Raw genomic sequence first — 15,456 nt, 5'->3', positions numbered from 1 at the left:
GTGGGGGCCTGAGGCCACGCTCAGTACCTCCTCCCCGGAGAGGTCAATCCGGACCGTTCCACCTGTCGTACGGCAAAGCGATCACAGTGATACCCCATCACGAATCCAGAGCAACACGGGAAAAGCGCGGGGGCCATACCTCTCTAGTGAGATTTATCGGGAGAGAGTCTGAATTGCCCACTTTCGGGCGATTATCAGCACGCCGATGCCGAAAACCGCGAACTGGACGGCCGATCCGATCAGCGCCTCCCAGGGCACCTCGCCCTGTTCCATCGCGCTTCCCATGTCCCCCGAGGCCGCGACGACTCCGAACGCCACGACGTTGTTGGTCACGTGGAGGGCGATCGGCGCCTCCAGTCCGCCGGTGCGGACCGCCAGCCACCCCATGAGCATGCCGAACGCGAAGACGTAGACGATCCCCCAGCCCGTGTAGCCGTGCGAGGCGGCGAAGGCCGCCGCGCCCACCAGGATCGCCGGCCACGGAGTGCGCAGGTACGCCCCGAACCCCTGGATGATCCACCCGCGGTAGGCGTACTCCTCGGCCGCCGACTGGAACGGCACCAGCAGCAGGATCACGATGATGGCCGGGAGGAACTCCTCCCAGCCCGCCCAGCGCAATCCGGGATCCACGCCGGCGGACATCAGCGTCCCCGCCTCGACCGCCTGACCGAGCACGACCGCCACCAGCGCGACCAGCAGGCAGGCCCCCAGCCACCGCCACCGCAGCCGCAGGGCCACCGACGACAGCGACCCCGGCGGTCTTCGCTGGAACAGCCACGCCGCGCCGAGCACCAGCGGCAGCAGCAGCGCGATGACCCCCAGCTGGAATCCGAGGTCGAGGACGGGATCGGCGAACAGCCGGGTCCCCGTCCGCACCATGGGCACGCCGGTGAAGAGCGAGACCACGAAGGCCACCAGGCCGACGAGGATCGAGAGCGCCAGAAAGACCACGATGATCGCCACGGTGCCGACGATCGGCCGCCACCAGCGGTGCAACGGCGTCCGGGCCAGGCGGTCGTAGCGGGTGCCGGGCGGAGGCGGGACGTCCCAGCGGGTACGCGGGGGCGGCCCCCACGCATACGGCCCCGGATACGACCACTGCGGCTGGGCCGCAGGGTGTGGCGGCGGCTGCGGCAGCGGCTGTCGCAGCGGCTGCGGCGGACCGGCCGGCCAGGCGGTCCCGCCCGCGTACGGCCCGGGCGCCAGGTAGGGACCGGGCAGCTGGTTCGGGCCGGCGGCCTGATCCGGGCCCGGCTGTGGTTCGTTCATATGTCCATTCTTCGCGTGCCGCGGGTGATCAGCTGGGCGGGGTGAAGGAGCCTGACCGGGGAAGGCCGGCGGCGCGGCCCTTGGCCGCCACCACCAAGGCCATCTTCCGCGACGCCTCGTCGATCATCTCGTTGCCCAGCATGACCGCGCCCCGCTTCTCGACCGTCGTGTAGTACTCGTACGCGTCGAGGATGAGCTCGGCGTGGTCGTAATCCTCCTGCGACGGCGAGAACACCTCGTTGGCCGCCTCCACCTGCGACGGGTGGAGCACCCACTTGCCGTCGAACCCGAGGGCGGCCGACCGCATGGCCACCCGGCGGAAGCCGTCCAGATCGCGGATCTGCAGGTATGGCCCGTCGATCGCCTGGAGGCCGTGCGCGCGGGCGGCCATCAGGATGCGCATGAGGATGTAGTGGTAGGCGTCCCCTTCGCCATACCCGGGGGGCTGCTCGCCCACGACGAGCGTCCGCATGCCGATCGAGGCCATGAAGTCGGCCGGGCCGAAGACCAGCGTCTCCAGCCGGGGCGAGGAGGCGGCGATGTCGTCGACGTTGACGAGGCCCCGGGCGTCCTCGATCTGCGCCTCGATGCCGATGCCGCCCTCGGGCAGGCCGGTGGCCCGCTCGATCTGGCCGAGAAGGGTGTCGAGCCAGGCCACCTGGGAGGCGTCCCCGACCTTCGGCAGCATGAGGCAGTCGAGCCGGTCGCCGGCGCCTTCGACGACCTCGATGACGTCCCGGTAGGTCCAGCGGGTGGTGAGGTCGTTGACCCGGACGACGACCGTCTTCCCCGTCCAGTCGCCCTCCCTGAGCGCGGCGACGACGTTGCGGCGCGCCTCGTCCTTCGCACCGGGGGCGACGGAGTCCTCCAGGTCGAGGAAGACCTCGTCGGCGGCGAGGCCCTGGGCCTTGTCCAGGAAACGCGGGTTGCTGCCCGGCACCGCCAGGCACGAACGTCGAGCGCGCATGGGCACACCGTAGCGCGGTCAATAGGCTGGGAGGCATGAACCTCCCGGTGATCGAAGAGGGCGCGAAGAAGTCCAACGTGCTGTGGCTCGGCCTGCCCTCCGGGGTCCGGCTGGCCTGGCACGTGTGGCACGACGGCGCGGTCTACGTGGTGACCGGCGGAGGGGAGCAGTCCCTGCCCGGGCTGGCCGAGCTCGCGGCCGGGCGGGGCGAGATCGAGGTCGTGCTGCGCAGCAAGGACAACGGCGCCGAACTCGTCCGTTTCCCTGCCGTCGCCGAGGTGGCGGACCAGGCGGCCGCCCCCGAGGCCGTGGCCGCGCTGGCCAAGGAGCGCCTGAACGCCCGCGACGCCGCCGGTCTGACCGCCCGCTGGGCCGAGGAGTCCACCGTCGTACGGCTCACCCCCGCACCCGAACCACCCAGCGCCTGAACCAGCCCGCGCCTGAGCCTCACACGCGTACGGTCTCGGCCACCTCTGCGGTGTGGTGCGCCGAGCCGAGCCGTACGGTCGCGGTCTGGGCCAGCAGTGCCCCGGCGAGCACGATCACGCCTCCGGCGATCTGGGCGGCTCCCAGCCGTTCTCCGAGCAGCACCCAGGCGATCACCGCCCCCGCGATGACCTCCACCGAGGCGACCGTCGCCCCGACCGCGGCCGACAGCCGCCGCACGGCCGTGACCCCGGTCGCGTACGCGACCACGGTGGCCACCACGACCAGCACGACGCCGGCCGCGGCGACCGGCACCGTGTGACCGGAGACCTCCACGGCGCGGGTGAACGCCGGCCAGTCGATGTTCCAGGGCCGGGAGAGGGGCAGCAGGACCACCGCCGAGCCGAGCATGCCCCAGCCGATCAGGCCCAGCGTGTCCACGTCGTCCCCGAACGAATCGCTCATTAGGAAATATCCGGCGCAGCAGGCGGCGGCGACCAGGGCGAGCAGCAGCCCGAGCGCGTCGAGGCGCAGCCCCTCCCAGACCTGCACGACGATCGCCAGCCCGACGACCGCGATCAGCGCCCCCAGGTAGGCCGAGCGCGGCAGCCGCAGCCGCCGGACGAACCGCACCCACAGGACCACCACCACCGGAGAGGTGTACTCGATAAGCAGCGCCACACCGACCGGCAGCCGGGTGATGGCCACGAAGTACAGGGCCTGCACGGCGGCCACGGCGATCACGGCGTACGCCGCGAAGAACAGCAGGCGGTCGCGGGGGATGCGCAGCGCGCGCGGCCTGACGGCGGCCAGGACCGCCAGCAGGAGCACGCCGGCCCCCGCCATGCGGACCCACACGGCCTCCAGCGGCGCGAGCCCCGCCACGCCGAGGATCTTCGCCATCGGTCCGGAGAACCCGAAGCAGAAGGCCGAGACGCCCGCGATCGCCAGGCTGACAGCCCTCATCGTCACCTGCCCATGTAATTACCAATAAACGGCTTTGATCCTGTCATAACCCGGAGCGGTCCGCATCCTTGCGTAACCTGACAGAGTGGATCGGATCTTCGTGGCCCGCCTGGCGGGGCTGGCGGTCTTCGACCCGGCCGGCGACCAGATCGGCCGGATCCGGGACGTCGTCGTCTCGCTGCGGGGACCGCTGCTCCCCAGGGTCCACGGCTTCGTCGTCGAGGTCCAGCCACGCCGCCGCGTCTTCCTGCCGATCACCAGGATCACCAGCATCGAGGCCCGCGCCCTCATCTTCACCGGCAAGCTCAACATGCGCAGGTTCGAGTGCCGGGACGCCGAGACGCTCGCCATCGGGGAGATGCTCGACCGCACCGTCGAGTACAAGGGCGAGCGGGTGACCGTACAGGACCTGGCCATGGAGCAGCCCCGGCCGTCCGACTGGCTCATCACGAAGGTGGCGGTGCGCCGCGGGACGCGGCGCAGGGGCGAGACGCTGATCGTGGACTGGGACGAGGTCACCGGCTTCACCGGGATCCAGAAGGACCAGGGCGCGGCCAACCTGCTCGCCGTCTTCGAGGCGCTGCGCCCGGCCGACATGGCGAACATGCTGCACGAGCTGCCCACCAAGCGGATGGCCGAGGTCGCCGCCGCCCTGGACGACGACCGGCTCGCCGACGTCCTGGAGGAACTGCCCGAGCGCGACCAGGTGCTCGTGCTGAGCCGGCTGCACCAGGAGCGCGCCGCCGACGTGCTGGAGGAGATGAGCCCGGACGACGCCGCCGACCTGCTGCAGGAGCTGCCCACCGAGCAGGCCGAGGGACTGCTGCGGCTCATGGTGCCGGAGGAGGCCGCGCCGGTCCGGCGGCTGCTGACCTACGGCGAGTTCACCGCCGGCGGCATGATGACGACCGAGCCGGTCATCCTCCCGCCGACCTCGACCGTGGCCGAGGCCCTCGCGCACATCCGCCAGGAGGAGCGGCCCCCCGCCATCGCCGCCCAGGTGTACGTCACCCGCCCGCCGAGCGAGACGCCGACCGGGCGCTTCCTGGGGATGGCGCACTTCCAGCGCCTGCTGCGGGAGCCGCCGTCGACGCTGCTCGGCAGCGTGATAGACATCACGGTGGACCCGATCAGGCCCGAGCTCACGGTGCACGAGGTGGCGGCCTACCTCGCGACGTACAACCTGGTCGCGGTCCCCGTCGTGGACGAGCTGTGCCGGCTGCTCGGCGCGGTGACCGTCGACGACGTGCTCGACCACATGCTTCCGGAGGACTGGCGGGAACGCCCATGACAGAACGTCTCGACCAGCCGCGCGAGCTGACTCCCCGCCTGCGGCTGTACTACGACCCCGAGGCGTTCGGCGAGTTCTCCGAGCGGTTCGCGCGGTTCCTCGGCACGGCGCGGTTCATCGTCTACATGACCGTGTTCGTCGGGGTGTGGCTCGCGTGGAACGTGTTCGCGCCGTACAAGTTCGACCCCTATCCGTTCATCTTCCTGACCCTGATGCTCTCGCTCCAGGCGTCGTACGCCGCGCCGCTGATCCTGCTGGCGCAGAACCGGCAGGCCGACCGCGACCGCATCCAGTACGAGCAGGACAGGGTGACGGCCGAGCGCAACCAGGCCGAGATCGAGTACCTCACCCGGGAGATCGCCGGCCTGCGCATCGCGCTCGGCGAGGTGGCCACGCGCGACTACATCCGCTCCGAGCTCCAGCGCCTGCAGGAGGAGCTGAGCGAGGCCGGGGCCAGATCACGCGGGGCGGGTTCGGAGGATTCCCGCTGAGTCCATAGCATGGATTCATGGCACCATCCCCTGAACTGGTCATGGCCGCGCTGGCGACGGTGAACGACCCGGAGATCCGCCGGCCGATCACCGAGCTCGGCATGGTCAAGAACGTCGACATCTCCCCCGACGGGGTGGTGCGCGTTGGCGTGCTCCTGACCGTCGCCGGCTGCCCGCTGAAGGACACCATCACCCGCGACGTCACCGGAGCCGTATCCCGGATCGACGGCGTGTCCCGCGTCCACGTGGACATGGACGTCATGAGCGCCGAGCAGCGCAAGGAACTGCAGACGAAGCTGCGCGGCGACCGCGGGCCCGAGAAGGAGATCCCCTTCTCCAAGCCCGGCTCGCTGACCCGCGTGTTCGCCGTCGCGAGCGGCAAGGGCGGCGTCGGCAAGTCGTCGGTCACGGTGAACCTCGCCGCCGCGATGGCCTCCCAGGGCCTGAAGGTCGGCGTCGTGGACGCCGACATCTACGGCCACTCGGTGCCGCGCATGCTCGGCGTGAGCGAGCGGCCCACCAAGGTCGAGGACATGATCATGCCGCCGGTGGCGCATGACATCAAGGTCATCTCGGTCGGCATGTTCAAGCCCGAGGGCAACACGCCGGTGGTGTGGCGCGGCCCGATGCTCGACCGCGCGCTGTACCAGTTCCTGACCGACGTCTACTGGGGCGACCTCGACGTCCTGCTGATGGACCTGCCCCCGGGCACCGGCGACATCGCGATCTCGGTCGCCCAGCGCCTGCCCACGGCCGAGATCCTGGTCGTGACGACCCCGCAGCAGGCCGCCGCCGAGGTGGCCGAGCGCGCCGGGTCGATCGCCGCCCAGACCCACCAGCAGATCGCGGGCGTCATCGAGAACATGGCGTGGCTGCCCTGCCCGCACTGCGACGAGCGCATCTCGGTGTTCGGCGAGGGCGGCGGCCAGACCGTGGCCGACGCGCTGACCCGCACGCTGGGCGCGCGCGTGCCGCTGCTCGGCCAGGTGCCGATCGACATGCGGCTGCGTGAGGGCGGCGACGAGGGCAAGCCGCTCGTGCTGACCGACCCCGACGCCCCGGCGGCCGCCGAGCTGCGCCGGATCGCGACCGGGCTCGGCAAGAAGTCGACCAGCCTCAAGGGCCTGAAGCTCGACATCTCACCGGTCAAGCACTAGAGCGGGTCAGGTCGCCTCGTTGTCGTACGGCGGGATCTCCCCCACGCCCAGTTCCGGCGTGGGGGCGACCGGCTCGGCCGTCGTCGTCGCCGAGGTGTCGTTCCAGTCCTTCTCGAGGTCGTCGAGCAGGTGCTTGCGCACGAAGTTCTTGGGGTTGAGGTCGGCCGGGTCGAAGTTGGCGAACTCGGGCCCCATGTTGGCCTGCAGGTCGGCCTTCGCGTTGTTGGCCATCTGCCGGAGCTGCCGCAGCGTACGGCCCGCCTGCGAGGCTGCCTGAGGAAGCTTCTCCGGTCCGAAGACGAGTAGGGCGATCACCACCAGCGCCAGGGCCTCCCCCCAGCCGAGTCCGAACATGGCGATCTCCTCCTGCACGTGCGACGCTGAAATCAGACTAATGCCCGCGCCCCAAGCTGTGGACAGGGGACGCCCTGCTTCATGAGGGATGCGCGCTGGGGGCGGGAGCCGCGCCGACCGTGACCGTCGCCGTCCGCACCTCGCCGTCGTGCCGGAACTTGATCCGCACCTGGTCGCCGGGGGCCTTGCTGCGGATGGTGACGATCAGTTCCCTGCTGTCGCTCACGGGCTGGCCGTCGACCTCCAGGATGACGTCCCCGGCGTGCAGGCCCGCCTTCGCGGCCGGACCTCCCGGCGTGACCGGCACGGCGCCGCCCGCGGTCTGGGTGGCGATCCGCACCCCCTGGCCCTGGTAGCTCTGGTCGATCGTGATGCCGATCCTGGAGGTGCGGGCCGTCCCGGTGGTGATGAGCTCCTGGGCGATCCGGCGCACCTGGTTCACCGGGATCGCGAAGCCGAGGCCGATGCTGCCGGACTGCTGGCCGAGCAGGGACCCGCCGACGGTGGCGATCGCCGAGTTCACCCCGATCACCTGGCCCGCGGCGTTGACCAGGGGGCCGCCCGAATTGCCGGGGTTGATGGCGGCGTCCGTCTGGATCGCGTTGATGAGCGCGTAGTCGGACCCGGTGCTGCCGCCCGCCTCGACGGGCCGGTTGAGCGAGCTGACGATGCCGGTGGTCACCGTGCCGGACAGGCCGAGGGGCGAGCCGACCGCGATGACCGGGTCGCCGACGACCACGCCGTCGGAGTTGCCGAGGGGCAGCTCCGGCGCCTTGACGGTCCCGTCGGGCTTGACGACCGCGATGTCGGAGTTGGGGTCGCGGCCGACGACGCGCGCCCCCGAGGAGGTGCGGTCGTTGTAGCGGATGCGGATCTCCCCGGCCTGTCCCGCGACGGCCACCACGTGGTTGTTCGTGACGATGTAGCCGCCCTTGATGACGAAGCCCGATCCGGTGCCGGACTCGCTGTTGCCCTTGACCTCCAGCGAGACCACGCTGGGCAGGACCTTGGCGGCCACCCCGGCCACGGACTCGGGCGGCCGGGCCGTGGGCTGCTTCGACGGCGTGCTCAGCGCGTATCCGGGGTCGATGCCGGAGGACTGGCGCGTCAGCAGGAACGTGCCCCAGCTCGCCACCCCGGCCGCCACGAGCGCGATGACCACGGCCAGGGCGGCGTACAGGGCGATGTTGGGGCCGCGCGGCTCCCGCTGCGGCACGACGGGATACAGCGGCGGCGGAGCCCATCCGGGGCCCATGCCGTACGGGCCGGTGGAGGGCGGAGGGCCGCCCGGAGAGCCCTGTGGCTCCTCGCCCGCGGGAAGGAACTCGGGCCGGTCCGACGCGCCGTAGGGACGCGTGTTGTCGGTCATCGCGGCAGTCACTCCTCGCACACGGCGTCATCCGCTTGGGCAGCCGCGGTAACGAGGGAAGCGGCACACGTCGGCTACGGTGTCCGATCGTATGCCGATTCCTCGAATCAGCGCGAAAGCCCTCTGGTGACGCTCGGTGACGGGGTGGGCGACACGCTCACCACGGGCGCCCTGTTCTGGGCGGGATGCTGTACGAACATCTGGCCGGGTGTCGGGTTCGGGGTGGCCGTGGATCCTCCGGCCATGAGCATGGTGCCGAGGGCGACGGCGGCGCCGGCCATTCCCACGGCGACGTATCCCGCGCGTCTGGCCCTTCCTGGCCGTCCCGGCCCCGATCGTCCCTCGTCCCGGCCCCGGGGCCGGTTGTCCATGGGCCCGGCGGCGTGCATGCCGGGGAGCCTTCCGGTGCCGAAGGCCGGATGGTCGGGAAAGGGCCGCATTCGCGGCGGCAACGGCCCTCCCGGCTCCGCCATGCGGAGCAGCGACATGGTGAGGTCCGCCGGCATGGCGGGCGGATCCATGGACCGCAGGCGGGTCTTCAGCGCCCGCATCGCGTCGACCTCCGCGCGGCAGTCCGCGCAGAACGTCAGGTGCGCGAGCGCGCGTTCCCGCTCGTTGTGACTGAGTTCGCCGTCGATGAGCGCGGAGACGCGCTCGCCAAGATGACTCACAGTCCCTCCCTGCTGATTGAAGGGGGGGTTTGATCGCCGTTCCGGTTCGCGGAGGGCGCCCGGTGGTCGAGTGCCTCCCGCAGTTGGGCGCGGCCGCGGTGAATGCGGCTGCGCACCGTGCCGAGTTTCACGCCGAGCGTCGCGGCGATCTCCTCGTAGGACAGTCCCTCGATGTCGCACAGCACCACGGCCGCCCGGAACTCCGGCGCCAGGGCGTCGAGCGCGGCCTGGATGTCGGGCTCCAGGTGCGCGTCGTCGTACGCCTGCGCCGGGGACGGCTCGCGGCCGTGCAGCCGCTCGGCGGCGTCGTCCGCCAGCCCCTCGAAGCGGATGCGCTGCCTGCGCCGCGCCATGTCGAGGAAGAGGTTCGTCGTGATCCGGTGCAGCCACCCCTCGAACGTGCCCGGGGTGTAGCTCGACAGGGACCGGAAGACCCGGACGAAGACCTCCTGAGTGAGGTCCTCGGCGTCGTGGACGTTGCCCGTCAGCCGATAGGCCAGCCGGTAGACCCGAGCGGAATGAGTTCTGACGACCTCCTCCCAAGTGGGAGGCGTCCAGTCGGACACCGAAGTCTCCGCCTGGTGGTCGTGCTCGTCCACCGGCATTCCTCTCTGCAGGATCGTCGCTACAGCCATAGTGCCTGGTTTCGCCCCTTCCTGCGCACCGCGGGCTGAGCGGTCTCGAACAAAGACCGTTCAAAGCGTGCAACGTCCCCGTTGTGGCGTGAGTTCCCGTTCCGGTCCGACTCCCCTAGGCTGCGTCCAAGATGAAGCAGGGGAGGGAGAGGCCGATGGCGACACCGGCCAGCCTGGAGTACGCGGAGGAGTTCGTCCCGGAGGACGACATCCTGCGGACCGCGCGCCGGCGTGGCATCGAGGTCGGGGCGCGCCCGATCCTGCCCGGGTGCGGAGCGGCGCTCTGCTTCCTCGCCACCGTGGTGAACGCACGCTCGGTGGTGGAGGTCGGCACCGGGTGCGGGGTCTCCGGCCTGTGGCTGCTGCGCGGCATGCGCCCGGACGGCACGCTCACGAGCGTGGACGTGGAGCCGGAGCATCAGCGCATGGCTCGGCAGACGTTCGCGGAGGCGGGGTTCTCCGGCAGCCGCATCCGGCTGATCGGCGGCCGTGCGCTCGACGTCCTTCCCCGCCTCGCCGACGGCGGCTACGACATGGTCTTCTGCGACGCGGCCAAGCAGGAGTACATCGACTACCTCACCGAGTCGGTACGGCTCCTGCGCCGGGGCGGGGTCGTCGTCTTCGGCGACGCCTTCTGCGACGACCAGGTGGCCGACCCCACCCAACGCGACCCGGACACGGTCGCGATCCGGGAGCTGGGCAAGCTCGTCAGGAACGACGAGCGGCTGCGCCCCCTGATGCTGCCGCTCGGCTCCGGGCTGCTGGCCGCCGTCAGGCTCGACTGACCGGCGCCGCGGAGCGCTCCACGGACCGCTCCGCTCCGTCTCAGGCCATCTTGTAGGCCCTCACCAGGGTCTGCTTCGCCCCGCAGCGGGCGAACCTCAGCTTGTACGGCGTGCTCACGCAGGCCCAGAGCTCGATCTTTCCGCTGTTCATCTTCCTGGTCTTCTGCTCGACGCAGTCCACGTTCTTGTAGAAGTTCATGTAGCGGTAGGTGTGACCGCCGTAGCGGATCCTGGCCATCGCGTAGCGGTGGTCGGTGCTGCGGTCGCAGATGATGATCGTGTTGCGGTCGGTCAGCGTGGCCTCCGCCAGCGCGTTGCCGTGACCGTCGCCGATGCGCGCCGTGGCGAGCGGCGAGGCCGCGGCGGAGACGGAGGCGGAGGCCGATACCGAGGCGGCGCCCAGGGTGGCGAAGGCCAGACCGGCGACGGCCGTGGCGAGCAGCAGCTTCTTCATCGCTGTTCTTTTCCGTTCTGTGCGGCTTCCTGTGTCTTCCAGAGGGTTGGAGACCGGAAGCCGCCGGAAAGTTCGCAGCGGCGGAATTTGCGATCGGGCCCGTCAGACGCCGTTCGCGGAAACGGTGGTGAGGTAGCGCAGGAGCAGCCGGACGCCGAAGCCGGTGCCGCCCTTGGTGATCTCGCCCTCGTCGGAAGCGGCCCGCGCGGGCCCGGCGATGTCCAGGTGCGCCCAGGGCCGCCCGCCGGTGAACTCCCGCAGGAACAGCGCGGCGGCGATCGACCCCGCCGCGCCCGACATCGCCTTGTCGACGTTGGCCAGGTCGGCCACGTCGGAGTCGAGCATCGCGCGGTAGTCCTCGACGAGCGGCATCCGCCACAGCCGCTCCCCGCCGGCCTCTCCGGCGGCGATCAGGTCCCCGGCCAGCGACTCGTCGGTGGTGTAGAGCGCGCCCAGGTTCACGCCAAGCGCGACCTTGGCCGCGCCGGTCAGCGTGGCGACGTCGATCACGACGTCCGGGTCCAGTTCTGCGTGCGCGTACGCCAGCGCGTCCGCCAGCACGAGACGGCCCTCCGCGTCGGTGTTCAGCACCTCGACCGTGCGCCCGCCGTACTGGGTGATGACGTCTCCGGGCCGCTGCGCCGAGCCGGAGATGGAGTTCTCCGCGCACGCCACGAGACCGGTGACCCGCACCGGCGCGTCGAAGGCCGCCAGCGCGCTCATCGCGGCGATGACGGCGGCCCCGCCCGCCATGTCGGTCTTCATCGCCTTCATGCCCTCGGTGGGCTTCAGGGACAGGCCACCGGTGTCGAACGTGATGCCCTTGCCGGCGAGCACCACGTGGGCGCGCGGGTTCTCCGGCGTGTAGGAGAGCTGGACCAGGCGCGGCGGGCTGATCGATCCCTGCCCGACCGCCCGGATGCCCCCGAACTCGCCGAGCTCGGGCTCCTCCCACACGCGTACGTCGAGCCCGGACTCGGCGGCGACCGCCTTCGCCTGCTCGGCGAGCCAGGCGGGCGTCTTCACGGAGGAGGGGGTGTTGACGAGGTCGCGGGCGAGCGCGGTGGCCCGCGCGACCGCCTCGCCGCGCTTCAGGTCCCGCTCGTCCCCGCCGACGAAGACGATCTCCCCGACCGGCTTCGTGCGGCCGTTGCCGATGGTGAACGTGTACGCCGCGAGCAGCGCGCCCTCGACCAGAGCGGCCGCGTCCCCCTCCGAGGGGACGACGACCGACAGCGACGCCCGGCCCTTGGCCCGCCTCGCGACGGCCGCCCCGGCCTTGCGCAGCGCGGCGGCCGAGCCGTCGCCGGTGCCGTACAGCAGGACGCGCCGCACGCCGCCGGCCCTGACGGTGGGCACCTCCACGACCTCGCCGGGCTCTCCCTTGGCCTCGTAGTGCGCCAGCAGCGCGTCCACCGGCACGGGAGACTCCAGCCAGGGCGCCGGAGCCGGGGTCGGCCCGGGTCCGAAAGGCACGGCCACCAGGTCGGCGTCCGGCGCGGGCCCGGCACCGTGAGCACCCTGACTACCGTGAGGACCGGCGAGGACCGGCGTGGTCTCGATGGGCACGTCCACCTCCAACAGGGCGGCCCCGGGGCGGGATCACCCGCCGCCAGGGCCGTGAATCGAACAGGTCGGCTGACGGATCAGCCGACCACCTTCTTAAGCGCGTCACCGAGGGCGCTGGCCTCGTCCGCGGACAGCTCCACGACGAGTCGGCCGCCACCTTCGAGAGGGACCCGCATGACGATGCCCCGTCCTTCCTTGGTGACCTCCAGCGGACCGTCACCGGTCCGCGGCTTCATCGCCGCCATGCGTGTATCCCTTCCCGCGTTGTCGGCCGCCCCGGAGGGTAACCGGCGTATTCACGTTTCTGTGATGTTCTATTATCCCGCCTCCGAGCTCAAAAAGGTAACGGCCCGGCTCCGGTCAGTGGATCAATGCGACGGGCCACGCGTTGTGGGCGGACCGGACGTGACCCCACACTGGGTGGGGTGAACGCCCGAGCCGCGCTTTTCGATCTCTATGGGGACCACCTTCGCACCCGTGGCGGCCGTGCCTCCGTGGCCGCGCTCGTGAGGCTGCTCTCGCCGCTCGACATCGCGGCGCCGGCCGTCAGGACCGCGATATCCCGCATGGTCCGGCAGGGCTGGCTCGACCCCGTACGGCTGCCGCAGGGACCGGGGTACGCGGTCACGCCGAAGTGCGAACGCAGACTCGACGAGACGGCGGCCCGCGTCTACCGGCGGGGCGACGCGCCGTGGGCCGGCCGCTGGCACGTCCTGGTGCTCGAACCGGTCAGGGACCGGGCGCGGCGCGAGCGGCTGCGCGCCGACCTCGCCTTCCTCGGGTACGCGCCGCTGTCGGAGACGACCTGGATCGGCCCGCGGCCCTCGCCGGAACTCGACGCGCTGCGGGTGCCCGGCCACCGGTTCGACGCCGCGTACGAGGGCGACCCGCGGGACCTGCTCGCGCGCGCGTGGGACCTGGACGGCATCGGCAGCGCGTACGAGGATTGGCTGGCCAGTGCGGCGGACCTGGTGGGCTCGCTGCCGGAGGACGCCCCCGATGACCGGGTCTTCGCGGTCCGCAGCAGACTGGTGCACGGCTGGCGCAACTTCCTGTTCCGCGACCCCGGGCTGCCCGCCGACCTGCTGCCGCCGGGCTGGCCGGGCGAGAAGGCCCGCGCCTTCTTCGAGCAGGAGGCCGCCCGGCTGCTGCCCGCCGCCGCCGCGTTCGTCGAGCGCAATCTGACGGCAACCTGATCGACGACCTGAATGGAGCCGCCCGAGATGACCGTGACGTATGACGTCGACGAAGCCGTCGCCACGATCACGCTGAACCGCCCCGACGCGATGAACTCACTGACCGTCGCGATGAAGACCGCCCTGCTCGCGGCCGTGCGGCGCGCCGCCGACGACGCGTCGGTGCGGGCCGTGCTCCTGACCGGCGCGGGCCGGGCGTTCTGCGCCGGGCAGGACCTGCGCGAGCACGCCGACAACCTCGACCGGGGCCTCGGCCTGGCGAACACCGTGCGCGAGCACTACAACCCGGTCGTGCTGGCCATCGCCACGATGGGCAAGCCCGTCGTGGCCGCGGTCAACGGGGTGGCCGCGGGGGCGGGGGCCTCGCTGGCGTTCGCGTGCGACTTCCGCGTGGCGGCCGAGACCGCGAAGTTCTCGATGGCGTTCACCGGGATCGGGCTCGCGCCCGACTCCGGCGCGTCCTGGACCCTCCAACGGCTCGTGGGTCCCGCGCGCGCCCGGGAGATGCTGCTGCTCGGCGACGTCGTGAACGCGGCCAAGGCCCTGGAACTCGGCCTGGTCGGGCAGGTCGTCCCGGCCGACCGGCTGGTGTCCGCCGCCCGCGACCTCGCCGTACGGCTCGCGCAGGGGCCCACCCGGGCGTACGCCGCGACCAAGGCGGCACTGGACCACGCGGCGTCGTCCTCCCTCGCCGAGGCGCTGGAGCGGGAGGCGGAGCTTCAGGACGAGTGCGCGGCGACCGCCGACCACCTGGCGGCGACCAAGGCGTTCCTCAACAAGGAACGCCCTACCTTCGGAGGCCGGTGACCTGCGCGGTGACGGCCTCACGGACGTGACAGTCGGTCACGTGGTCGTTGACCAGGCCGATGGCCTGCATCAGGGCGTACGCCGTGGTGGGGCCGACGAAGCGGAAGCCGTGCTTCTTGAGCTCCTTGGCCAGCGCCGTGGAACCGGCGGTGCGGGCCGGGACGTCGGCGAGAGTGGCCGGGACCCTGCCGGGCTCCTCGGCGTACTTCCACACCAGCGCCGACAGCCCGCCCGGCACCTCAAGGGCGGCGCGGGCGTTGGCCACGGCCGCATCGATCTTGGCGCGGTTGCGCACGATGCCCGCGTCGCCGAGCAGCCGCTCCACGTCGCCCTCGTCGAAGGCCGCCACCGCAGGGATCGAGAACCCGGCGAACGCCTTGCGGAAGTTGTCCCGCTTGCGCAGGATCGTCAGCCACGACAGGCCGGACTGGAACGCCTCCAGGGTGATCCGCTCGAAGACGAGGTCGTCCCCGTGGACCGGGCGGCCCCACTCCTCGTCGTGGTAGGCGACGTAGTCGGGCGTCGTGCCCGCCCATCCGCAGCGGACCAGCCCGTCGTCGTGCACTGTCACCATGCCTCTTCCGCGTCGGCGCGGTCGCCGTCCCAGCCCTCGCGGGCCGCCGCCGAAGGCACTTCCTGCTCACGCTCGGAGTCCTCGGCCCGCTTCGTTTCAGCCGTTTCGGCCTGCTTCGTTTCGGGCTGCCTGGTTTCGGCCTGCTTCGTCTCCTCGCGTGCCTGCAGCCGCGCGTACGATAACTCGGTCACGCGCTGCTCCAGCACCGCGATGCGGGTGTCGCGCTCCCCGAGCGCGACCGAGACGCGGTGCAGCGTCTCGTCCACCGCCTGGGTGCTGTAGCCCACGAGGCCGATCGGAAGCTGCAGCGCGATCAGATCGGCGGGAGTCATCTGGCCGGCCGCGGGCAGTTCGAGCGGCGGCGCGTCAGGGGGGAACTCCGCCATCTCGCCGCCGTGTCCAAGCGAGACCATGACCACACAGGCGATCACGGCGAGTCCGGCGATGACGAGTACGACCAGCACATACGAATCGT

General features: G+C 71.4%; 19 protein-coding genes. 7 read left to right on the top strand and 12 right to left on the bottom strand.

Annotation, left to right across the window (positions count from 1 at the left end):
* Positions 1-153 precede the first annotated feature (153 nt).
* Both FLW16_RS34245 and FLW16_RS34240 read right to left on the bottom strand, forming a co-directional pair.
* Positions 154-1,269, bottom strand: a complete 1,116-nt coding sequence (locus FLW16_RS34245; protein ID WP_142564513.1) for a CPBP family intramembrane glutamic endopeptidase — start codon at positions 1,267-1,269, stop codon at positions 154-156.
* Between the two features lie 28 nt (positions 1,270-1,297).
* Positions 1,298-2,236 (bottom strand): CoA ester lyase, encoded by a 939-nt coding sequence (locus FLW16_RS34240; protein ID WP_142564511.1) that lies wholly within the window; start codon positions 2,234-2,236, stop codon positions 1,298-1,300.
* Positions 2,237-2,271: 35 nt separating this feature from the next.
* On the opposite strand from FLW16_RS34240, the gene FLW16_RS34235 reads away from it, so the two are divergent.
* Positions 2,272-2,664 (top strand): hypothetical protein, encoded by a 393-nt coding sequence (locus FLW16_RS34235; protein ID WP_142564509.1) that lies wholly within the window; start codon positions 2,272-2,274, stop codon positions 2,662-2,664.
* A 19-nt stretch (positions 2,665-2,683) separates the two neighbouring features.
* Here FLW16_RS34235 and FLW16_RS34230 read toward each other — a convergent pair whose 3' ends face one another.
* Positions 2,684-3,628, bottom strand: coding sequence for an EamA family transporter (locus tag FLW16_RS34230; protein WP_142564655.1), 945 nt, complete (start codon positions 3,626-3,628; stop codon positions 2,684-2,686).
* Positions 3,629-3,713: 85 nt separating this feature from the next.
* Between FLW16_RS34230 and FLW16_RS34225 the strand changes: the two genes are divergently transcribed.
* From FLW16_RS34225 to FLW16_RS34215, 3 genes are read left to right on the top strand one after another with little or no spacing between them, the layout of a single operon-like run.
* Entirely contained in the window at positions 3,714-4,919 is a 1,206-nt protein-coding gene (locus FLW16_RS34225) for a magnesium transporter MgtE N-terminal domain-containing protein (RefSeq protein WP_142564507.1), read from the top strand.
* On the top strand, positions 4,916-5,410 hold the full coding sequence (locus FLW16_RS34220) for a DUF1003 domain-containing protein (RefSeq protein ID WP_142564505.1): 495 nt from the start codon (positions 4,916-4,918) through the stop codon (positions 5,408-5,410). Before FLW16_RS34225 ends, FLW16_RS34220 begins: the two co-directional genes overlap by 4 nt.
* 17 nt (positions 5,411-5,427) lie before the next feature.
* A complete protein-coding gene (locus FLW16_RS34215; RefSeq protein ID WP_185949719.1) occupies positions 5,428-6,567 on the top strand; it encodes an Mrp/NBP35 family ATP-binding protein in 1,140 nt (379 codons plus the stop codon).
* Between the two features lie 6 nt (positions 6,568-6,573).
* On the opposite strand, the gene FLW16_RS34210 is transcribed toward FLW16_RS34215, so the two are convergent.
* The 4 genes from FLW16_RS34210 to sigE all read right to left on the bottom strand — a co-directional run bounded on the left by FLW16_RS34210 (position 6,574) and on the right by sigE (position 9,566).
* A complete protein-coding gene (locus FLW16_RS34210; RefSeq protein WP_142564503.1) occupies positions 6,574-6,921 on the bottom strand; it encodes a sec-independent translocase in 348 nt (115 codons plus the stop codon).
* Positions 6,922-7,000: 79 nt separating this feature from the next.
* Positions 7,001-8,290, bottom strand: coding sequence for a S1C family serine protease (locus FLW16_RS34205; RefSeq protein WP_142564501.1), 1,290 nt, complete (start codon positions 8,288-8,290; stop codon positions 7,001-7,003).
* Positions 8,291-8,397: 107 nt separating this feature from the next.
* Positions 8,398-8,961, bottom strand: a complete 564-nt coding sequence (locus tag FLW16_RS34200; protein ID WP_142564498.1) for an anti-sigma factor — start codon at positions 8,959-8,961, stop codon at positions 8,398-8,400.
* A complete protein-coding gene (gene sigE / locus FLW16_RS34195) occupies positions 8,958-9,566 on the bottom strand; it encodes an RNA polymerase sigma factor SigE (RefSeq protein WP_079319394.1) in 609 nt (202 codons plus the stop codon). The genes FLW16_RS34200 and sigE overlap by 4 nt, the downstream gene beginning before the upstream one ends.
* 185 nt (positions 9,567-9,751) lie before the next feature.
* On the opposite strand from sigE, the gene FLW16_RS34190 reads away from it, so the two are divergent.
* Positions 9,752-10,381: an O-methyltransferase gene (locus FLW16_RS34190; protein WP_142564496.1), complete on the top strand. Its 630-nt coding sequence runs from the start codon at positions 9,752-9,754 to the stop codon at positions 10,379-10,381.
* A 40-nt stretch (positions 10,382-10,421) separates the two neighbouring features.
* On the opposite strand, the gene FLW16_RS34185 is transcribed toward FLW16_RS34190, so the two are convergent.
* The 3 genes from FLW16_RS34185 to FLW16_RS34175 all read right to left on the bottom strand — a co-directional run bounded on the left by FLW16_RS34185 (position 10,422) and on the right by FLW16_RS34175 (position 12,649).
* A complete protein-coding gene (locus FLW16_RS34185; RefSeq protein ID WP_142564494.1) occupies positions 10,422-10,835 on the bottom strand; it encodes a hypothetical protein in 414 nt (137 codons plus the stop codon).
* A gap of 102 nt (positions 10,836-10,937) precedes the next feature.
* Entirely contained in the window at positions 10,938-12,404 is a 1,467-nt protein-coding gene (locus FLW16_RS34180) for a leucyl aminopeptidase (RefSeq protein ID WP_396686884.1), read from the bottom strand.
* 77 nt (positions 12,405-12,481) lie between these two features.
* Complete coding sequence (locus tag FLW16_RS34175) at positions 12,482-12,649, bottom strand: DUF3117 domain-containing protein (protein ID WP_076433904.1); 168 nt, start codon at positions 12,647-12,649, stop codon at positions 12,482-12,484.
* Between the two features lie 126 nt (positions 12,650-12,775).
* On the opposite strand from FLW16_RS34175, the gene FLW16_RS34170 reads away from it, so the two are divergent.
* Together FLW16_RS34170 and FLW16_RS34165 are read left to right on the top strand one after the other, a co-directional pair.
* Entirely contained in the window at positions 12,776-13,600 is an 825-nt protein-coding gene (locus tag FLW16_RS34170) for a PaaX family transcriptional regulator C-terminal domain-containing protein (protein WP_260615879.1), read from the top strand.
* A gap of 12 nt (positions 13,601-13,612) precedes the next feature.
* Positions 13,613-14,407, top strand: a complete 795-nt coding sequence (locus FLW16_RS34165; RefSeq protein ID WP_142564491.1) for an enoyl-CoA hydratase-related protein — start codon at positions 13,613-13,615, stop codon at positions 14,405-14,407.
* Here FLW16_RS34165 and FLW16_RS34160 read toward each other — a convergent pair.
* Entirely contained in the window at positions 14,388-14,981 is a 594-nt protein-coding gene (locus FLW16_RS34160) for a DNA-3-methyladenine glycosylase I (RefSeq protein WP_142564489.1), read from the bottom strand. The genes FLW16_RS34165 and FLW16_RS34160 overlap by 20 nt on opposite strands.
* Positions 14,975-15,445: a hypothetical protein gene (locus FLW16_RS34155; RefSeq protein ID WP_142564487.1), complete on the bottom strand. Its 471-nt coding sequence runs from the start codon at positions 15,443-15,445 to the stop codon at positions 14,975-14,977. Before FLW16_RS34155 ends, FLW16_RS34160 begins: the two co-directional genes overlap by 7 nt.
* Between the last annotated feature and the right edge of the window lie 11 nt (positions 15,446-15,456).

The sequence above is a fragment of the Microbispora sp. KK1-11 genome, from assembly GCF_006874435.1.
GTDB lineage: Bacteria > Actinomycetota > Actinomycetes > Streptosporangiales > Streptosporangiaceae > Microbispora > Microbispora catharanthi.
This window is presented reverse-complemented; position numbering and strand designations above follow the sequence as displayed.